This window comes from Actinoplanes sp. NPDC049265, assembly GCF_043197135.1.
In the GTDB taxonomy this organism is placed as follows: Bacteria; Actinomycetota; Actinomycetes; order Mycobacteriales; family Micromonosporaceae; genus Actinoplanes.
In genome coordinates, this window is record NZ_JBICSP010000001.1 from 692,515 (window position 1) to 710,507 (window position 17,993).

Sequence of the window (17,993 nt, forward strand, 5' to 3'; positions counted from 1 at the left end):
GCCGCTCACCAGCCCTTCGCCATCGAGGCGCCGAGCCGCGCGGAGCGGGCGGCGCGCAGGTGGAAGATCGTCTTCACCAGGGCGGGCGCGGCGATGAAGACCACGATCACCGCCTGGACCACGGTGACCAGTTCGAGCGAGACGCCGCTGAACGACTGCATTCGGTTGCCGCCGGCCCGCAGCGCGCCGAACAGGATCGCGGCCAGCAGCGTGCCCCAGGGCCGGTTGCGGCCGAGCAGCGCGACCAGCAGGCCGTCGAAGCCGATGTTGCCGGCCACCGCCGGGGTGAGCGTGTGCGCGGTGCCCAGCACCTGGGTCGCGCCACCGAGACCGGCCAGCCCACCGGCGACGACCATGAGCATGGTGTACGTCCTGGCCACGCTGATGCCGGCCGTCCTGGCCGCCGCCGGGTTGGCGCCGACCGCCCGCAGCTCGAACCCGAACGCCGACCGGTTGAGCAGCCAGGCGACCCCGGCGGTGACCAGCACCGCCAGCACGATGCCGAGGTGCACGCGAACCGGGCCGCCGACCGAGGCGAGCTGGGCCGAGGCGTCCACCGGCTTGCTGATCGCGTCGGTCCGGTCCGGGTTCTGCACGCCCTTCTGGATGATCAGCCAGCTCAGGAACAGCCCGGCGATGTAGTTGAGCATGATCGTGATGATCACCTCGTGGGCGCCGGTCCGGGCCTTCAGGATGCCCGGCAGGAAGCCCCAGGCCATGCCGCCGATCAGGCCGGCCACCAGCGCCACCACGGCGTGGATGACCAGCGGCAGCGGGAACGCGAACCCGGCCACCGCCGCGGTGATGCAGCCGACCACGGCCTGGCCCTGGCCGCCGATGTTGAACAGGCCGCCGCGGAAGGCCAGCGCCACCGACAGGCCGGTGAAGACCAGCGGGGCCGCGTACGTCAGCGTCTCTGAGATCGGGGTGACCGCCGCCTGCCAGGTGCCGGTGCCGCCGGCCCACGCGGAGATCGCCGCCGGGTCGAGGATGGCCCCCTTGAACAGGTCGGCGTACGCCGTGCTGACGAGGTTCCAGCTGCCGGTGAGGGCGTCGCTCGGCCGGGCGGTGAAGTAGCCGAACATCGCGCGGACGTCCTCGTCCGAGACGATCATCAGGATCGCCCCGATGACCATCGCGAGCACGATCGACAGCACCGTGACGGTGGCCGTGTTGGCCGACCAGAGATTGCGCAGGAAGTGGGCGGCGAAGCTCTCCTCCTTGGGCTTTTCCTCGTCCGTCACGACTGCACCTCGGAAGTGATACCGGCCATCAGCAGACCCAATTCCTCGCGCGGGGTGTCCGGGGGTACGACGGCGAGGACCTTGCCGCGGTACATGACCGCGATCCGGTCGGCCAACCCGACCACCTCGTCCAACTCGCTGGAGACGACCAGCACCGCGGTGCCGATGTCGCGCTCGTGCATGATCCGGCCGTGGATGAACTCGATCGAGCCGACGTCCACGCCGCGGGTCGGCTGGGCGGCGACGAACAGCCGCAGCGGCCGGGACATCTCCCGGGCGACCACGACTTTCTGCTGGTTGCCGCCGGAGAGCGTGCCGACCGTGGCGTCGGCCGACGAGGTGCGGATGTCGAACTGCTCGACCCGTTCCCGCGCCGACTTGGCGATCTCGCCCGGGTTGAGGCTGAACGCGTTGCCGTAGGGCGGCCGGTCGTACATGTCGAGCACCAGGTTCTCGGCCACGGTGAATTCCTTGACCACGCCGTCGAGGCTGCGGTCCTCGGGCACGTAGCCGACGCCGGAACGCAGGATCTGCTTCGTACCCATCGCGGTCAGATCCTCGTGGTCGAGGGTGACCGACCCGGCGCGCACCTCGCGCAGCCCCATGATCGCCTCGACCAGCTCGGTCTGTCCGTTGCCCTGCACTCCGGCGACGCCCAGCACCTCGCCGGCCCGGACGACCAGGTCGACGCCGTCGACCGCGCGCACGCCGCGGTCGTCGTCGACCACGAGCCCGGACACGGTCAGCACGTCGCGTCCGGCCTCGGCGTCGGTCTTGCTGACCTCGAGGCTCACCGCACGACCGACCATCAGCGCGGCCAGCTCGTCCTCGGGCGTGTCCGGGGTGGCGGTGCCGACCGTGCGCCCGCGCCGGATCACGGTGATCCGGTCGGCGATGGCCTTGACCTCTTTGAGCTTGTGGGTGATGAAGACGATCGACTTGCCCGAGTCGGAGAGCCCGCGCATCACCGCGAGCAGCTCTTCGGTCTCTTGCGGGGTGAGCACCGCGGTCGGCTCGTCCAGGATCAGCAGGTCGACGTCGCGGGTCAGCGCCTTGACGATCTCGACCCGCTGCTGCGCACCGACCGGCAGGTCTTCGATCAGGGCGTCGGGGTCGACCGGCAGGCCGTATTTCTGGGAGGTCTCGAGCACCTCGCGGCGGCTGCGGCGGCGGTCGAGCCAGCCGAGCGGGCCGCCGCGGGTCTCCTCGGTGCCGAGCGCGATGTTCTCGGCCACGGTGAACACCGGGACCAGCATGAAGTGCTGGTGCACCATGCCGATGCCGGCGCCGATCGCGTCGCGGGGGCTGCGGAAGACCTTGGGCTCGCCGTCGACCAGGATCTCGCCGGAGTCCGGTTGGAGCAGTCCGTAGAGCTGGTTCATCAGGGTGGACTTGCCGGCGCCGTTCTCACCCAGCAGGGCGTGCACCTCGCCGGGCTCGACGGTGATGTCGATGTGATCGTTGGCCACCAGGTCGCCGAAGCGCTTGGTGATGCCGCGCAGTTCGAGTCTCAGCGGATTCTCCCGGTGGCCTGGAAAAGGTGCAGAGCCGCCGCCCGGTCCGGTGAGCTGGGCTCACGTTCCGAGCGGCGGCCTGGATGTTACCTACGGGTCGGCTACTTCGGGGAGCTGGCCGACTCCACCTTCACCGTGCCGGCGATGATGTCCGCCTTGAGCTTGTCGACCTCGCCCTTGAGCCCGGAGTCGACCTTGCTGTCGAAGCTGTTGTACGGAGCGATCGAGACGCCGTTGTTCTCCAGCGTGCCCAGGTAGCCCGGGTCGGCGTTGAGCGGCTGACCGGCCGCACCGGTGGCCACGGCCTGCTCGACCGCGTCGGTGATGTTCTTGACCACGGTGGTCAGGAACACGTCGCAGTACTGCGAGGCGCTCTTGCAGCCGTCCTGGTCGACCCAGACGATCGAGGCCTTGCCACCCGACTTGGCCACGTCGGCGCTGCCCAGCCCGGTGCCGCCGGCCACCGGCATGATCACGTCGGCGCCCTGCGAGATGAAGTTGTTGGCGATCGCCTTGCCCTTGTTCTGGTCGGTGAAGGACTCGGCGAAGGTGCCGTTCTGCGCGGCCTTGGTCCAGCCCAGAACCTGGACGTTCTTGCTCTTCTGCTTGTTGTAATACGCCACGCCGTCGGCGAAGCCGTCCATGAAGACGGTGACCGGCGGGATCTTCAGCCCGCCGTAGGTGGCCACCTTGCCCGACTTGGAGTAGCCGGCGGCCAGGTAGCCGGCCAGGAACGCGGCCTGGTCGGTGGCGAACTGCATCGGGTAGACGTTCTTGGCGCCCTCGATCGCGCTGTCCACGATGCCGAACTGCTGGCTGGTGCTCTCGGCCGCGACCTTCTTGGTGGCGTCGCCCATCAGGCCGCCGACCGCGAGGACGAAGTCGCACTTCTTGGTGACGTAGCCGCGCAGGTTGGGCTCGTAGTCGGCCTCGGCGGTGGAGGCGACGTATTCCGGCTCGACGTTGCTCTGCGCGGTCTTGGCCGCCTGAACGCCGGCCCACGCCGACGCGTTGAACGACTTGTCGTCGATGCCACCGACGTCGGTGACCATGCAGGCCTTGTACGGTGCTCCGGCGCCGGAGCTGCTGCCGGCACCGCTCGGGGTCTCATCGGGAGCCTGACCACAGGCCGCAGCCGCGAGCGTGAGCCCACCGGCCGCGAGAATCGCAACGATCCGCTTCCCACGTACTGGGCGCAAAACGCCCTCCTTCCACTGCACACCGACGACTCGCGGTGAGGTCTCGGGCGCGAGCGTACGCGCAGGCCAGAGCGGCGTCAGGAGATCCGCCCGGACTGTTGGCGCACCGTTACCTGCCCGCAACCGCGAGGTGGACGGCCTGCGGCTTTCGGTGGAATGAGCGGGGAATTGCCCGGCCATTCGCGAAACGTGCCGTTAATCTTTCGGCGCCGCGCCCTGTTCGGCAGAAGATCGTTCGGTTCGCCAGGCTTTGACGCCGAGCACGCCGACCGTGGTCCCGATGGCCAGCGACGCGACGATCAGCACGGCGTGGATCCACAGGAACGCGGTGGGCCGCCCACCGTCGAATGCGCGGTCGTCCCGCCAGATCGCCAGCCCGAACCGCGGCCAGATCAGCCAGGTCCAGACGCCCACCAGCACCAGAAAGGCCGTCCACTTCCGCGTGATAACCACGCGGCCAGTATGGGCGGCCCTTCTCGTGACCCGGTCAGCGGGCCAGAGCGAGCTCGGGCGCTGCCTCCTTCTTGATGACGGTGGTGCCGCGACGCCCGATCAAGGTCAAAAGCAGACCCATGATCGCGTACGCCGAAAGCACGATCGCCGCGCCCGCCCCGCCGTGCCCATCGAAGTACGCCACCGACCGCAGCAGCGTGGCCCCGGCGCCGATCGGCAACGCCTGACCAACCGCACCCCACGGCTGGGGCAGCAACTCGGGCGCCGCCGCGACCGCACCGAGCGCGTTGCCGACCAGGAACATCGTCACCGCGCCCAGCCCCAACCCCGGCCGGTCGAGCAGCGCACCGAGCCCGGTCATCGCCCCCGCGACAGCCAGACCGAACAGTCCGAGCACCCCGGCCACGGCCAGATAGTCGCCGGGCAGCACGTCCAGCCACCCCTGCAGCACCGCGGCCCCGGCCAGACCGGCGGCGACGGCGTAGGCCAGCAGCGCGGTCAGCCGGGCCCCCCGCCGCCCGACCACGAAGAAGATCAGCACCCCGGCCAGCAACGAGGTGATCGCCAGGGGCAGGAAACCGGCCCCGAACCCGGTCCCTCGCGGGTCACCGGAGTGCAGCGGCACGACGTCGACGACCTTGGCCTGCGGACCGGCCGCCTGACCGAGCAGTCCTGAGACGACCGGGCCGGCGGCCGAGGCCACGTGCACCTCGGGGGCCGGACCGGCCAGGACGATCGCCCCGTAGACGGAGCGGTCGCGGATCGCGGCGTCCGCCGCGGCGGCGTCGGGCACGGTGCTGACCTCGAAGGCGCCGGGGTGCTCGGTGGCCAGCTTCTGGGTGACGGCCGCGGCGGCGGGCGGCGGGCCGGCCACCGCGATCGGGAGGTCGCGCGGGGCGAGGCCGGACGCCGGACCGGCGAACAGCGGCACCAGCAGGGCCTGGAGCGCGACGACGACCAGGGCGACGAGGACTCCGGCGGTGAGCGGGCGATGGGATCGCATCGGAATCTCCTAAAACGAATGCTCGTTCTCTTTGACGCTCACAGGATGCTCCGCGCCGTCGCGCGTAGTCAAGAACGAGCGTTCGTTTTAGGATGTGGGGCGTGCCACGTGTCTCCGAGGACCATCTGACCGCCCGCCGGGAACAGATCCTGGCCGCGGCCCGCGCCTGCTTCCTGCGCAACGGGCTGCACGCCACGACCATGCAGGACCTGATCCGCGAGGCCGACCTGTCGATCGGGGCGGTCTACCGCTACTTCAAGTCCAAGAACGAGATCATCAGCGCCATCGCCGAGCAGGTCGCCGGGGGCATCACGGTGCGGATCCAGGAGATCGCCGCCCAGCAGCCGCCGGTGCCGCTGGCCGACGCCATGGATCAGGTCCTCGACCTGATCGAGGCCCAGGTCGGGCCGGGCGGCAACTTTCCGCTGGGCGTGCAGGTGTGGGGCGAGGCGACGATCGACCCGGCGATCGGTGACATCGTGCGCGAGCGCTACGCCGGGATGCACCGCGCCTTCGAGATCATGGCCGAGCGGGCCGCCGGTCGCGGCGAGCTCCCCGCCGGCAGTGACCCGGCGGCCGTGGGGGCGGTGCTGTTCAGCATGGTCCCCGGCTTCGCCCTGCAACGCATGATCATCGGTAAACCGGACAAGGAGACGTTCGCCGCCGGCGTGCGGACGATCCTCGCCCGCTGACTAGCGTGGGGTGGTGGGGGGGGGGGGGGGGGGGGGGGGGGGGGGGGCCCCCCCCCCCCCCCCCCGCCCCCCTTTCCGAGCGCTGGTCAGGCCTGGGTGCAGACCGACGGCGCGGTGAAGTCGGTGGTGCTCTGGTAGCTGCCGCCGGGGAAGTCGGTCCACACGGCGATGTACTGCAGGTGGGCGCCGGTGCTGTCGCCCGGGATGCGCTGGATGGCGTGCGCGGTGGCGCCCGCGGTCGGGGCCGGGACGCTGGTCAGGGCGTGGTCGGACGGGGTCGACGAGGTGAGGATCGTCAGGGCGTTGGTGTCCGAGTTGTTGGTGATGGCCCAGTCGACCACCCACTCGCCGGCGGTGGTGTCGCAGGTGCCGGAGACCGTCGTGGTGAACGTGCGGGGCGCGGCGGCCAGGGCGGGAGCGGCCGAGGCGGTCAGGGCCACGAGTCCACCGAGGACGGCTGCGGCGACGATGCGAGACTTCAAAATAGATACCTTTCTACAGGTACGGACGGAAAAGCTCGTGAATGCGAGCTGCGGGCCAATGTAGAGGATCCGGGCGAAGAGTGGCTCGTAACGCGTTCCTTGTCACATCATCACCAAACGTGATCTTGGCGCGGCGTCGCTACTCTCCGATGCATGGGGAATGCGCTGCGCGGGCTGATCGTGCTGACTCTCGCGCTCGCCGTCGCGGGGTGCGGCGGCTTCGACCCGGGCGAGCAACGGCCCTGCGACTTCGTGCCCAACAAGGAGCTGAAGGAATACCAACTGCATCGCGCCGTCAACCAGGACGACAGATGTGTGTGGAACAAACCCTCCGGGTCTGAGGACACCCTCGACGGGATGGAGATCGTCTATCTCGACGAGAAGCCGGGGGCGGTCGCCCAGCGGATGGGCCTGCAGCCGGTGACGCTGGTCCCCGCCGACGACACCCGCATCGAGTTCCAAGGGTCCAAGATGGACAACGGGCCGGACGGCAAGCCCGACCCCAGCCGCGGCCACTGCTGGCTCGTCGTCCCGCGCGGCGACGACCGCACCATGCTGCTCGACCTGGCCATCGACACCAGCTGGGTCCGCTTCTACGTCGAGCGGGTCACCGAGCCGTGCGCGTACATCGCCTACGACAAGTTCCACCTGGGCAAGCTGCTGGAGAAACTGGAGTGACCGCCGGCCAGTGACACCTCGGCCACGTGCAGGCCGTCCTCGAACGCGATCGACGGGAAGCGTTCCCACACGGCGGCCTCGTGGAACGGCAGGATTCGGCGCGTGTCGCCACCGACGCTGGTGAGCATCTCGTCGGCGAAGTCCAGCCACCGGGTGGCGCTGCCGGTGCTCATCGCGATCGGGGCGAGCACGCCGTCGCCGCGCAGGCCCTCCAGGTTCTCGTAGCTGTAGACGTTGTCGCCGGCGAACACCCACGTCCCGTCGGTGTCGTTGGTGACCGCGACCAGTTGCGAGCCGGCGGTGTGGGTGTCGTGCGCGGGGCGCAGCTGCAGGCCCGGCGCCACCTCGGCGAAGCCGTCGGCCAGGGTGGCCGGGCGAGCGGCGAGCTGGGCCGGCAGGTCGGCCTGGCACGAGCGGGTGAGGAACTCGAAGCGGGACGGCCGGTCCACGGCGGCGACGTACGAGGAGATCTCGCGCTGTTGGATCCAGACGTGCGCGTCCGGGAACGCGTCGACGCAGCCGGCGTGGTCGAAATGATTGTGGGTCAACAGGATCGTGTCGACGTCGGTGGCCCGCACGCCGACCCGGGACAGTACGTCGACCGGGGCCAGCCAGCGCGTTTCGCCGTACTTGGCGGTCAGCCGCTCGTACACCGAAGGATCGGCGAAGCCGGTGTCGACGAGCACGCAGCGGTCGGCCGAACGAACCAGCCCGAAACAGTAGGGCATGCGGCGGTGGCCCTCGTTGGGCTGGGCGGCGAACAGGTTGCTGGCCGGGAAGCGGTCGACGTAGCCGTACTCGAGGATCCAGATCGACCAGTTCACGCGTCCTCCGCCGGCGGCTGGACGTCGAACACCGCGAGCTGCCAGGCCACCATGTTGTAGTAGCCGACGATGGTCACCAGCTCCAGGAGGCCCGGCTCACCGAGCGTGGCGGCGGCGTCGGCGTACTCGTCGTCGTCCAGCGTGCCGCGGTCGAGGACGGCCCGCGTGGCCCGGAACATGCACGCCTCCACGTCCGACAGGCCGGTCGGCTCCTTGCCGTCGGCCAGCGCGGCCAGGTCGGCCTCGGTCAGTCCCGCCGCCCGGCCGGCGCGGGTGTGTGCGTACAGCTCGAAGGCGCTGCGGTGGTGGTGCCCGACCAGCAGGATCGCGATCTCGCGGCCGCGTTCGGGCAGCTCCGATTCGTACCGGACCGCCCCGCCGATCTTCTGCAGCGCGTGCCCGAATTTCGGGCTCAGAATCCACACGGCCGGTGGCCCCTGCAACTTGCCGGAGGGCGTGGACAGCTGGAACGGGCTGTCCGGCGACGCCCGCCGCCCGGTCGTGTACCACTCGTACAGCGACCGTTGCTCGTCGCTGAGCGCGGCCGGATCGACGTCGTCGGCTCTCATGCGGCAACCCCATCCACTGCTCTCATGCGGTAACCCCGTCGTCGGCTCTCATGCGGTAACTCCGTCCTCTGCTTTCATGCGGTAACCCCGTCGTCGGCTCTCATGCGGTGACCCCCAGGAAGGTACGCGGGTTTTCGGCCACCATCATCGCCAGCTGTTCGTCGCTCCAGCCCAGGTAGGCCAGCTGCTCGACGAACATCCGCAGGCACTCCGGCTCGGGCGGCACCCAGCGCGAGAACACGTCGGAGCTCAGGATCGCCCGTTCGGGCCCGACCGCGGTCAGCGCCTCGTGCACGTCCCGGATCGTCAGATGAGCATCCGGGTGTACGAGCGGCGCGTTCGCGAACTCGACGAACGCCCCCGTCGCGGTGAATTCGCGCAGCTCGGCCGGATCCTGGGTGTAGTGCAGCGGATGGGTGATCAGCAGCCGCTGCCCGATGTCGGCGCAGTAGGCGGCCACCGCCCGGCTCTCGGCCGGCGAGGCGTGACCCGTGGCCAGGGCGAGACCGAGCGCGTGGCAGGCGTCGATGACTGCCCGCGCCCGGCCGGTCAGGGTGCCCGCCGGATCCAGCAGGGCGATCCGCGAGCGGTCCTGGTAGTCGGCGAACGCCGGCGAGACCCGCCGCATCAGCATCGCGATGTAGCCGTCCCGCTGGACGTCGGCCGCGTTGCCCCAGGTCGGCAGGAAGACCACGCGGGCGCCGTGCGAGGCCGCGAGCTCGACGACGCTGGGTTCCAGGCCACCGGTCGGCGGATTGAGCGTGATGCTGCCGTACGCCTCGAAGCCGGTGCTCTCGCGCACCCGTCGCGCCCGGTCCATGGTCGCCCACAGATGCGACTTCAAAACCCAGCCGCTCATCCCGTACGCCTGGGCCAGCCGCGCCACCGCCACATCGTCGCCGCGTCCCTCGATCACATCGGGACGACCGTGGACATGCACGTCGATCGCCCCCCGTAACAGGCGGTCGAAGCCCTCGGGCTGCGCGTCGATCATGCCGTAGATTGTATGACTGTATGACCAAGCGACGGAAGGAATCGCGATGGATTCGACCGCTGTGGTGACGGGCGCGGCCCGTGGGATCGGCAAGGACGTGGTGACCCGGCTCCGGGCGGCCGGCTACCGCGTTGTCGCGGTCGACATCGCCCCGCTTCCCTTCCAGGACGACGGCGTCGTGCCCCTGATCGCCGACGTCACCGCGCCCCGCACACCGCAGGCCGCGATCGACCTGGCCCTGTCCTCCTTCGGCCGCCTCGACCTGCTGGTCAACAATGCGGCCCGGTTCCTGCGCCGCCCCATCCTGGAGACGACCGACGACGACTTCGACACCTTGTTCGCGACCAACGTGCGCCCGGTCTTCCGCCTCAGCCGCGCCGCCCTGCCCGCCCTGGTCGAGACCCGCGGCTGCATCGTCAACACAGCCTCGATCTCCGGCCTGATCGGCGTCCCCAACCAGAGCGTCTACGCCATGACCAAGGGCGCCATCGTCCAGCTGACCCGCCAACTGGCCATCGAATACGCCGCCCGTGGCGTCCGCGTCAACGCCGTAGCCCCGGGTGCCGTCGACACCGAGTTCATGGCCGAGGCCCGGGCCTCCGACCCCGACCCGGCCGCCAGCCTGGCCGTAACCTTGAGCAACCACCCTATCGGCCGCATGTCGACCCCCGACGAGGTGGCCCGCGCCATCGTCTTCCTGGCATCCCCCGAGTCCGCCGGCATCACCGGCACAATCCTCAGCGTCGATGGGGGCTACATCGCCCGCTGACCCGCCGCCCGCGTCTGTAGCGAGCCCGCGCCCGTCGTGAGCCCGCGCTCGCAGCGAGGGCCGCCACGCTCAGGTGGCCAGCGGCCCCCGCGAACCGGCCTCGACGGCTTCGCGAACCTTGCCGATACCGCTGCGGATCATCGCGCCGTAGTCGTCGTCGGGCAGTGCGTCGACGTGCTCTACGGCCGTCGCGAGATAGCGGCGCGCCTCGGCGAAATCGCCCGAACGCCGATGGGCGTCGGCCAGGTTGAGATGGAGCGACGGCAGGAAGGCGCGCACCTGGAAGGAGTCTCGGTATCGCCGCGCTCGTTCGTCGCTGAGGTCGGTCACGGCGGCCAGGGCGCGCTGATCCCACCGCAGTTCGTCGGCAATCTCGTCCTGCAGGTCGGCCAGATAGTGGGCGATGCTGCACCGATGCAGCGCGTCCCCCTGGTCACCGACCGTGTCCCACAACTCGGTCAGAGCCCGCCGGGCGCCGGCACGATCGCCTGCCCGGCCCTGCTCCACGGCCGTACCCATGGCCGTCATGACCTCGTCCTCGACCATTGCTCCCGCCTTCCCGCGATCCGACGGGTCGAAGAATGGGCCCTCAACCTGGTCGAGGGTCAAGCCACCCGGAGCGAAACGAAGCTGTTTCGTTCACACGCACACACGCGGGTCTGGTCGATGCCGGGTCGCGGGCGCCTCCGGCGAGGAGCGGCATCGGCTGCCGGCCCTAACGGCCGGCGAAGACCCGGTCCAGGTGCAGGCGCAGCACGGCCTCCGCGGCCTCGGCGTCGTGCTGACCACCGAGGATGCTCGAGGTGAGGCCGTTGGTCAGGGCGAGCAGCCCGGCCGCGGTCAGGTCGGGCTGGGCCACCTCGGCCGCGCGTAGCTGGGTGGCGAGCAGGCGTTCCAGCCGGTCCGGGTGGTCGGTGCGGTGCCCGCGGCCCAGTTCCGGGTCGGCGAGGGCCACGCTGTAGAACGCCGCCCAGGCGCGTGCGGACCGTACGCCGTCGGGGTCGGTCGGCAGCGCGGCGAGGAGGGTCTCGGTGACGAACTCGCGCGGCGGGGGTGGGGATCCCAGAGATTCGAGGCGCTGTCGTACGCGTACGCCCAAATCCTCGGCCAAGTAGCCCAGCGCGCCCATCAGCAGCTCTTCCTTGGTGTGGAAGTAGTACTGCACCAGCCGCACCGAGACGCCCGCCTCGGCCGCCACCTCCCGCATGCTGGCCCGTTGCAGGCCCTGCTGTTCGGCGATGCGCAGCAGGGCGCCGGCGATGTGCCGCTTCCGTTCGTCGTGGTCGACCCGCTTCGGCATCCGGTCCCTCTCTTTTATGGTACGTTCGTATCATGAAAGCCGCGCCGAGGATCAGCGACTTCACCAATGACAATGCCCGGCAACGTTTCCAGACCGTCTACCAGGGCGCGATGACCCGGCTGTGGCCCGCGCCGTTCACCACGATCACGGTTCCGACGACGTACGGCGAGGCCGTCGCCTACCGCACCGGCCCGGCCGAGGGGACGCCGGTCGTCCTCGTCCCGGGCGCCGGCGGCAGTGCCGTGACCTGGTACCACTACGTCGCCCGGCTGGCCCGGCACCATCCGGTGATCGGCCTCGACCCGGTCGGTGAGCCCAGCGCGTCCCGGCAGACGCGGCCGATCGCCGACGGCCACGACGCCGCCGTCGCCCTGTCCGAAGTGCTCACCGGCCTCGGCCTCGACCGCGTGCACCTGGTCGGCATGTCCTACGGCGCCTGGGCGGTGCTGCGGCACGAGCTGGCCTTTCCGGGTCGTGCGGCCGGCCTCACCCTGCTCGACCCGGGTGGCTTCGGGCGGCTCGGCGCACGCTTCTGGCTCTGGCTGGCCGCGGGCGGGCTGGCGGGGCTGACCCCGCGACCGGTGCGGCGGCGCCTGGCCGGCCCGGTCCGCAACGCGACGCTGCGCGAGGACGAGCTGATGCCGCTGTTCCCGCTGACCATGGCGTTCCGTCGCCGCCTGCCCGTACCGGACACCGTCGCCGACGCCGACCTGGCCCGCATCACCACGCCGACGTTGATCCTGCTGGGCGAGCGCAGCGTCCTCTACCGCTCGGCCGACCTGGCCGTCCACCTGGGCGAGGTCATGCCCGCGGCCCGCGTCGAGGTGATCCCGGGCGCGTCGCACGACCTCCCGGCCCACTCACCCGACGTCGTCGCCACCCACCTCGAGCAGTTCCTGACCGCCCCCGGCCACCACTGACCACGGCTGGTAGAGCGGGGCCGACGGCGCGGCCGCGGAGGCGCCCTCGAACTGCGCGTACTCAGCAGCCCGGCCCGGCCGATCTACGGCGGGACGCACACCTTCTCACCGACCACGTACTCGGTCGTCCACGGCCCGGCCGAGATGATCCTGGTCGACGCGCCGATCGTGGCCGACGATGTCGCCGCGGTCGAACGGCGACTGGGTGAACTCGGCCGCCGCCTGACCCACAGCGGCCATGAAACTCGCACGCCCTAGCGCGCCGCGACGATGACGACCCCGGTGCCGGGCAGCTCGGTGCCGTCGTCCAGCTCGACCGGCGACGCCGTGCGGTTGATCAGGAAGCGGTACCCGCCCCGGACCGCCAGCTCGACGCGGCCGCGCAGCCCGGGCGGCAGTTCGCTGGTGACACCGGCCCGCGCCAGCAGGTCGCCGAGCACCGGTGCCAGACCGGCCGGGCCGAGCCGGGTGGAGACGTAGGACGCGCCCCGCCGCCAGGTCACCGCCGGCCGGCCGGCCTGGTCACCGCTGGTGTAGCGGGCGAGCACCTCGACGTCCGGGGCGGTGACGTCGATCCGGTCGGTCCAGAGCGTGCCCGTGGCGCCGTTGTCCAGCGTCACCGCCTCGTCGTCGAGCAGCGGCCCGAACTCCTCGATCCGAAGGCCCAGCAGGTCGCGCAGCGGCCCCGGGTAGCCGCCGAGCCAGACGTGGTCGTTCTCGTCCACGATGCCGGAGAAGTAGGTGGTGACCAGGTGCCCGCCGGCCGCCACGAAACCGGTCAGCCGGGTGGCCAGGGCGCCCGGCAGCATGTGCAGGATCGGGGCGACGACCAGGGCGTACCCGTCCAGTGCGGCGGCCACCGGCAGCACGTCGACGCGTACGCCCAGGTTCAGGAACGCGGTGTACCAGTCCAGCGCCTCCTGCCGGTAACGCAGCCGCGACGACGGGTGCGAGTCGGCCTCGGTCGCCCACCACGACTCCCAGTCGAAGAGGATCGCCGCCCGGGCCGGGGTCCGCGGCGTGCCGGCCAGCGTGGCCAGGTCGCCCAGCCGCCGGCCCAGGTCGGTGACCGCGCGGAACAACGCGCTGTCCTCGCCGGCGTGCGGGATCATCCCGGAGTGGTACTTCTCGGCGCCGGCGGCCGACTGCCGCCACTGGAAGAAACAGACCGCGTCGGCGCCGTACGCGACGTGGGTCAGCGAGTCGCGGGCCAGCTCGCCGGGGCGTTTGGCCCGGTTCACCGGCTGCCAGTTGACCGCGCTGGTGGAGTGTTCCATCAGGAACCACGGGCGCCCACCGGCCAGGCCGCCGGTCAGGTTGGCCGAGAACGACAGCTCGTCGCGGCCCGGGCCGGGCTGCACGTAGTGGTCGTTGCTGACGAAGTCGACCTCGGCCGCCCAGTCGGCGTAGTTCATGCCCCTGGTGTCGCCCATGACCATGAAGTTGGTGGTCACCGGCACGTCCGGGGTGACCTCGCGGAGCACCGACCGCTCGGCCCGCAGGTGCTCCTTGAGCGCGTCCGACGAGAACCGCCGGAAGTCCAGCTGCTGGGTCGGGTTCGGGAAGGACGCGGCCCGGCGCGGCGGCAGGATCTGTGCCCAGTCGCTGATGTGCTGCGACCAGAAGGCGGTGCCCCAGGCCGCGTTGAGCGCGTCCAGCGTCTCATAACGGGTACGCAGCCACGAGCGGAAGGCCGCGGCCGCGTCGTCCGAGTAGTCGTGGACGTTGTGGCAGCCCAGCTCATTGCTGACGTGCCAGGCGACCAGCGCCGGATGGTCGCGGTAGCGTTCGGCCAGGGCTCGGGTCAACCGCAGGGCATGGGTACGGAAGACCGGCGACGTCGGCCGCCAGTGCTGCCGGCCACCGGGCCCGAGGGTCACGCCGTCCGCGTCCACCGGCAGGATCTCCGGGTGCCCGGTCGCGAGCCACGGCGGCGGGGAGGCCGTCGCGGTGGCCAGATCGACAGCGATCCCGTTGCGGTGCAGCAGGTCCATCGCGTCGTCGAGCCAGCCGAAGTCGTACTGGCCCTCGGCCGGCTCCAGCAGCGCCCAGGAGAACACGCCGAGCGTCACGATTGTCACGCCGGCCGTACGCATGGCCCGGACGTCGTCGTCCCACACCGCCCGCGGCCACTGCTCCGGGTTGTAGTCGGCGCCGTACTCCAGGCGGGCCGGCCCGGTCCGGCGCAACCAACGTGACTGCTCCACCGGCCGAGACTAGATCAGATCGACGAAGACGGGGTTGGTGCAGAGCTCCGGATCGTCGTCCGGCGCCGCCGCGGCCGGCTCGGCGGCGCCGGCGCTACCCAGGCCGCACGCCGCGCCGAACAGGCCGGCCGGCTTGAGGACGCCGTGCCGGCTCAGACCCTGGCGGCCCAGGGTGGAGTCGGGCCCGGCCGGGCCGGCCCAGCGGGGCGGCTCATTCGTGGCGTCCGACCGTAGGGCCCGCGGACGACCGCACGGTAGCGAAACAGTGATCAACCGATGATCGGCAGGGCGTTCGTCAAGAGTGCTCCAGGGCAGACTTCGGGTGGCTGGACGTTCTCCCGGGCGGGTGCACGGTATAACCGGACGTCACAACTGGACCGGCGAGGGAGTCGACTCCGATGAGCGGCGGGCGGCACGTGGATGCACTGGCCTCGTCGGACCCGGAGCGGCTCGGGGACTACCGGCTGCTCGGCCGGTTGGGGGCCGGCGGGATGGGTGTGGTGTTCCTCGGCGCGGGCCCGGACGGCACCCGGGTGGCGATCAAGCTGGTGCACGCCGGGCTGCTCAACGATCCCGAGGTCAGGGGGCGGTTCCGCAGCGAGGTCGGCCGGGCGCGGCAGGTGCCGGCCGGCTGCACGGCCGCGTTCCTCGACGCCGACCTCGACCACGAGCCGCCCTACCTGGTGGTCGAGTACGTCGACGGGCCCAGCCTGGCCGAGGTGGTCGCCCGGTCCGGCCCGCTCGGCCCCGAGGCGCTGCGCCCGCTGGCCACGGGGGTGGCGACCGCCCTGGCCGGCATCCACGGGGCGGGGGTCATCCACCGCGACCTCAAGCCGGGCAACGTGCTGCTGGCCGCGGACAGCCCGCGGGTCATCGACTTCGGCATCGCCCGGCCGTTCGAGCTGACCAGCCAGCACACCCGCACCGACATGATGGTCGGCACCGTCGCCTACATGGCGCCGGAGCGCTTCTCGGCCGACCCGGACACCCCGATCACGCCGGCCGCCGACGTCTTCGCCTGGGGGTGCCTGATCGGGTACGCGGCCGCCGGGCGCACCCCCTTCCGCGGCGACTCACCCCAGGCCACGGCGGCGCGCATCATGACGCAGCCGCCCCGGCTCGACGGCATCCCGGACGACCTGCGGGAACCGGTGCTGCGCGCGCTCGCCAAGGATCCGGCCCGGCGTCCGACCGCGGCCGAGCTGCTGGCCCTGCTCAACGGGGAACGGGTCGCCGGCGGACGTGCCCGGGGCCGGCGCGTCGCGGTAGCCGTGGCCGGGGTGGCGCTCGTGCTGGCCGCCGGGGCCACGGCGTGGGTGGTGAACCGTCCCAAGGTGAAGGAGCAGGTCGTGGCGCCTGCGGTCACGCCGTCGGTCCGGGAGCCGGCGCCGCCCGCGATCACGCCGGCCGGGGAGCAACTGTCGCCCGCACCGGTGTCGTCACCGCGTACCCGATCATCAACATCGGCGTCGCCGGCACCGAGCCGCACCCGCCCGGCGGCCGCGGTCAACCCGGGCCGGCGCAACCTGGCCCTCGACCGGCCGGCGTCGGCGTCCAGTGTGGAGAGCGACGGGTGGGCGGCCGGCCGGGCCGTCGACGGCGACGCGGACAGCCGGTGGAGCAGCGGGTTCGCCGAACCCGAATGGCTGAAGGTCGACCTCGGTCAGAGCTGGCGGATCACCGGCGTCACGCTGCGCTGGGAGCACGCGTACGCCGTCTCCTACCGGGTCGAGCTCTCGGCCGACGGCCGCAAGTGGGCGCCGATCTACGCGACGACCTCGGGCAGCGGCGGAGTGGTCAACGTCGCGGCCAAGGGCGCGGCGGCCCGATACGTGCGCGTCTACTGCCTCGAGCGGTCCAACATCTACGGCTTTTCGCTGTACGAGCTGGAAGTGCGCTGATCACTCGTTCTTGCCGGGTGAGCCGGTGGGCCTGCCCGTTCGGGTGTGGACGGTGCCGCCGTCCGGCTGATGGGAGCGCCGGAGCCCCGGAATCAGCGCCACGGTGACACACAGCGAGGCGACGCCCAGCGCGCCGATCGCGTAGGTCGCCCCGATCCAGGTCGCGATCAGGCCGCCGAGGGTCGCGCCGACCGCCTGCCCGACCATCAGCCCGGTCGAGAAGAGACCGAAGGCCTGACCGCGGCTGTCCGGCCCGGCCGCCCGGACCAGCCTTTCCTGCAGCGGCAGCGAGGCGGCGTACCCGGCCGACGCCACGAACCCGAGCACCAGCGCGACCACCGGCGGCGGCGAGAGCAGGAAGCCGAGGTACGGCACGGCCAGCAGCATCCGCAACGGCTCGATCATCCGGTCCCGGTGCCGGGGCGGGACGACCCGGCCGACGACGACGTCGCCGAGGAGCATCCCGGCCGCCGTGGCGGCGAACAGGTAGCCCGCGCCGGCCTGACCGGCGTACGGGACGAACAATGCCTCGCAGCCGACGACCAGCCCGTTGGGCACCCACATGGCCAGGTAGAGCGGCCGGGTCACGGGCGAGCCGAGCAACTCGCGGTTGACCTCCCGGGTCCGCGCCACCAGGCCCTGGCCCGACTTCACGCCCGGCCGTTCCCGGAGCCCAAAGCGGAGGATCAGCGCCGCCACGGCCGCTGCGACCCCCGCGACCAGGAATAGCGTGGCCGGGGCGAACCAGACGAGCAGCAGGCCGCCGAGCCCGTACCCGGCGATCTGCATCACGCCGGTGGCGATGTTCAGGGTCGCCCGGCCCAGTACGAAGCCCTCCGGCGGCAGGATGTCGTGCAGCAGGCGCATGACCGAGCCGCTGGTCGCCGAGCCGGCCAGGTAGGGGATGGCCAGGATGACGAACCGCCACCACCAGGAGAGATGGGGCAGGGCCAGCAACGCGTAGGCGACGGCGTACGCCACCGGCATGATCGTCGCCGCCCGCTGCGGGCCCACCGAGTCCGACGCGCTGAGCACGGTGGCCGACCCCAGCAGCGTGATCAACGGCCCGCCGAACATCGCCAGCGCGGTCAGAATCGGCGAACCGGTGCTGGCGTAGGTGGTGACACCGAGCGCGAGGCCACCGATCGAGATGGCGGCCATCGTCACACACCGGACGACGAACAGGACGCGGAATTCGGGCCGGGCGAAGACCTCGCGGTAGGTACGCACGTCGAGAGTGTGGG

Annotated in this window: 20 protein-coding genes; 5 read left to right on the forward strand and 15 right to left on the reverse strand. The window is 71.3% G+C overall.

Going from position 1 to position 17,993, the window contains the following annotated elements:
- Positions 1-5: 5 nt before the first annotated feature.
- The 5 genes from ACGFIO_RS03350 to ACGFIO_RS03370 form a co-directional block, all read right to left on the reverse strand.
- Positions 6-1,286 (reverse strand): ABC transporter permease, encoded by a 1,281-nt coding sequence (locus ACGFIO_RS03350; protein ID WP_392822570.1) that lies wholly within the window; start codon positions 1,284-1,286, stop codon positions 6-8.
- Positions 1,241-2,713: an ABC transporter ATP-binding protein gene (locus tag ACGFIO_RS03355; protein ID WP_392821372.1), complete on the reverse strand. Its 1,473-nt coding sequence runs from the start codon at positions 2,711-2,713 to the stop codon at positions 1,241-1,243. Before ACGFIO_RS03355 ends, ACGFIO_RS03350 begins: the two co-directional genes overlap by 46 nt.
- Positions 2,714-2,859: 146 nt before the next feature.
- Complete coding sequence (locus ACGFIO_RS03360; protein ID WP_392821375.1) at positions 2,860-3,957, reverse strand: BMP family protein; 1,098 nt, start codon at positions 3,955-3,957, stop codon at positions 2,860-2,862.
- Between the two features lie 195 nt (positions 3,958-4,152).
- Positions 4,153-4,410 carry an SCO4848 family membrane protein gene (locus ACGFIO_RS03365; RefSeq protein WP_392821377.1) on the reverse strand — a complete coding sequence of 86 codons (258 nt, stop codon included), beginning with the start codon at positions 4,408-4,410 and terminating at the stop codon, positions 4,153-4,155.
- Positions 4,411-4,444: 34 nt separating this feature from the next.
- Positions 4,445-5,413, reverse strand: a complete 969-nt coding sequence (locus tag ACGFIO_RS03370) for a hypothetical protein (RefSeq protein WP_392821380.1) — start codon at positions 5,411-5,413, stop codon at positions 4,445-4,447.
- Positions 5,414-5,514: 101 nt separating this feature from the next.
- Between ACGFIO_RS03370 and ACGFIO_RS03375 the strand changes: the two genes are divergently transcribed.
- Positions 5,515-6,105: a TetR/AcrR family transcriptional regulator gene (locus tag ACGFIO_RS03375; RefSeq protein ID WP_392821383.1), complete on the forward strand. Its 591-nt coding sequence runs from the start codon at positions 5,515-5,517 to the stop codon at positions 6,103-6,105.
- Positions 6,106-6,191: 86 nt separating this feature from the next.
- Here the strand turns inward: ACGFIO_RS03375 and ACGFIO_RS03380 are convergent, their stop codons facing one another.
- Positions 6,192-6,587 carry a hypothetical protein gene (locus tag ACGFIO_RS03380; protein ID WP_392821386.1) on the reverse strand — a complete coding sequence of 132 codons (396 nt, stop codon included), beginning with the start codon at positions 6,585-6,587 and terminating at the stop codon, positions 6,192-6,194.
- Between the two features lie 153 nt (positions 6,588-6,740).
- On the opposite strand from ACGFIO_RS03380, the gene ACGFIO_RS03385 reads away from it, so the two are divergent.
- Positions 6,741-7,265, forward strand: coding sequence for a hypothetical protein (locus ACGFIO_RS03385; RefSeq protein ID WP_392821389.1), 525 nt, complete (start codon positions 6,741-6,743; stop codon positions 7,263-7,265).
- Here the strand turns inward: ACGFIO_RS03385 and ACGFIO_RS03390 are convergent.
- The 3 genes from ACGFIO_RS03390 to ACGFIO_RS03400 form a co-directional block, all read right to left on the reverse strand.
- On the reverse strand, positions 7,220-8,089 hold the full coding sequence (locus tag ACGFIO_RS03390) for an N-acyl homoserine lactonase family protein (RefSeq protein ID WP_392821391.1): 870 nt from the start codon (positions 8,087-8,089) through the stop codon (positions 7,220-7,222). The genes ACGFIO_RS03385 and ACGFIO_RS03390 overlap by 46 nt on opposite strands.
- Positions 8,086-8,658 carry a carboxymuconolactone decarboxylase family protein gene (locus tag ACGFIO_RS03395; RefSeq protein WP_392821393.1) on the reverse strand — a complete coding sequence of 191 codons (573 nt, stop codon included), beginning with the start codon at positions 8,656-8,658 and terminating at the stop codon, positions 8,086-8,088. The genes ACGFIO_RS03390 and ACGFIO_RS03395 overlap by 4 nt, the downstream gene beginning before the upstream one ends.
- A gap of 100 nt (positions 8,659-8,758) precedes the next feature.
- Positions 8,759-9,652, reverse strand: coding sequence for a DUF6282 family protein (locus ACGFIO_RS03400; protein ID WP_392821395.1), 894 nt, complete (start codon positions 9,650-9,652; stop codon positions 8,759-8,761).
- Between the two features lie 46 nt (positions 9,653-9,698).
- Between ACGFIO_RS03400 and ACGFIO_RS03405 the strand changes: the two genes are divergently transcribed.
- Positions 9,699-10,421 (forward strand): SDR family NAD(P)-dependent oxidoreductase, encoded by a 723-nt coding sequence (locus ACGFIO_RS03405; RefSeq protein ID WP_392821397.1) that lies wholly within the window; start codon positions 9,699-9,701, stop codon positions 10,419-10,421.
- Between the two features lie 69 nt (positions 10,422-10,490).
- Here ACGFIO_RS03405 and ACGFIO_RS03410 read toward each other — a convergent pair whose 3' ends face one another.
- Both ACGFIO_RS03410 and ACGFIO_RS03415 read right to left on the reverse strand, forming a co-directional pair.
- The gene (locus ACGFIO_RS03410; RefSeq protein WP_392821400.1) at positions 10,491-10,967 is read right to left on the reverse strand and encodes a hypothetical protein; all 477 of its coding nucleotides are present in this window, start codon (positions 10,965-10,967) and stop codon (positions 10,491-10,493) included.
- Positions 10,968-11,136: 169 nt separating this feature from the next.
- The gene (locus tag ACGFIO_RS03415) at positions 11,137-11,721 is read right to left on the reverse strand and encodes a TetR/AcrR family transcriptional regulator (RefSeq protein ID WP_392821401.1); all 585 of its coding nucleotides are present in this window, start codon (positions 11,719-11,721) and stop codon (positions 11,137-11,139) included.
- 32 nt (positions 11,722-11,753) lie between these two features.
- Here ACGFIO_RS03415 and ACGFIO_RS03420 point away from each other — a divergent pair, with 32 nt between their 5' ends.
- Entirely contained in the window at positions 11,754-12,641 is an 888-nt protein-coding gene (locus ACGFIO_RS03420; protein WP_392821403.1) for an alpha/beta fold hydrolase, read from the forward strand.
- A gap of 105 nt (positions 12,642-12,746) precedes the next feature.
- On the opposite strand, the gene ACGFIO_RS03425 is transcribed toward ACGFIO_RS03420, so the two are convergent.
- The 3 genes from ACGFIO_RS03425 to ACGFIO_RS03435 are packed head-to-tail and all read right to left on the reverse strand — an operon-like array spanning position 12,747 to position 15,121.
- Positions 12,747-12,881, reverse strand: a complete 135-nt coding sequence (locus tag ACGFIO_RS03425; protein WP_392821405.1) for a hypothetical protein — start codon at positions 12,879-12,881, stop codon at positions 12,747-12,749.
- Positions 12,882-12,895: 14 nt separating this feature from the next.
- On the reverse strand, positions 12,896-14,848 hold the full coding sequence (locus ACGFIO_RS03430; protein ID WP_392821407.1) for a beta-galactosidase: 1,953 nt from the start codon (positions 14,846-14,848) through the stop codon (positions 12,896-12,898).
- A 9-nt stretch (positions 14,849-14,857) separates the two neighbouring features.
- Positions 14,858-15,121 (reverse strand): hypothetical protein, encoded by a 264-nt coding sequence (locus tag ACGFIO_RS03435; RefSeq protein WP_392821408.1) that lies wholly within the window; start codon positions 15,119-15,121, stop codon positions 14,858-14,860.
- 125 nt (positions 15,122-15,246) lie between these two features.
- On the opposite strand from ACGFIO_RS03435, the gene ACGFIO_RS03440 reads away from it, so the two are divergent.
- Positions 15,247-16,749, forward strand: a complete 1,503-nt coding sequence (locus ACGFIO_RS03440; RefSeq protein ID WP_392821411.1) for a protein kinase — start codon at positions 15,247-15,249, stop codon at positions 16,747-16,749.
- Here the strand turns inward: ACGFIO_RS03440 and ACGFIO_RS03445 are convergent, their stop codons facing one another.
- The gene (locus ACGFIO_RS03445) at positions 16,750-17,979 is read right to left on the reverse strand and encodes an MFS transporter (RefSeq protein WP_392821413.1); all 1,230 of its coding nucleotides are present in this window, start codon (positions 17,977-17,979) and stop codon (positions 16,750-16,752) included. It lies immediately after the preceding gene.
- Positions 17,980-17,993: the final 14 nt, after the last annotated feature.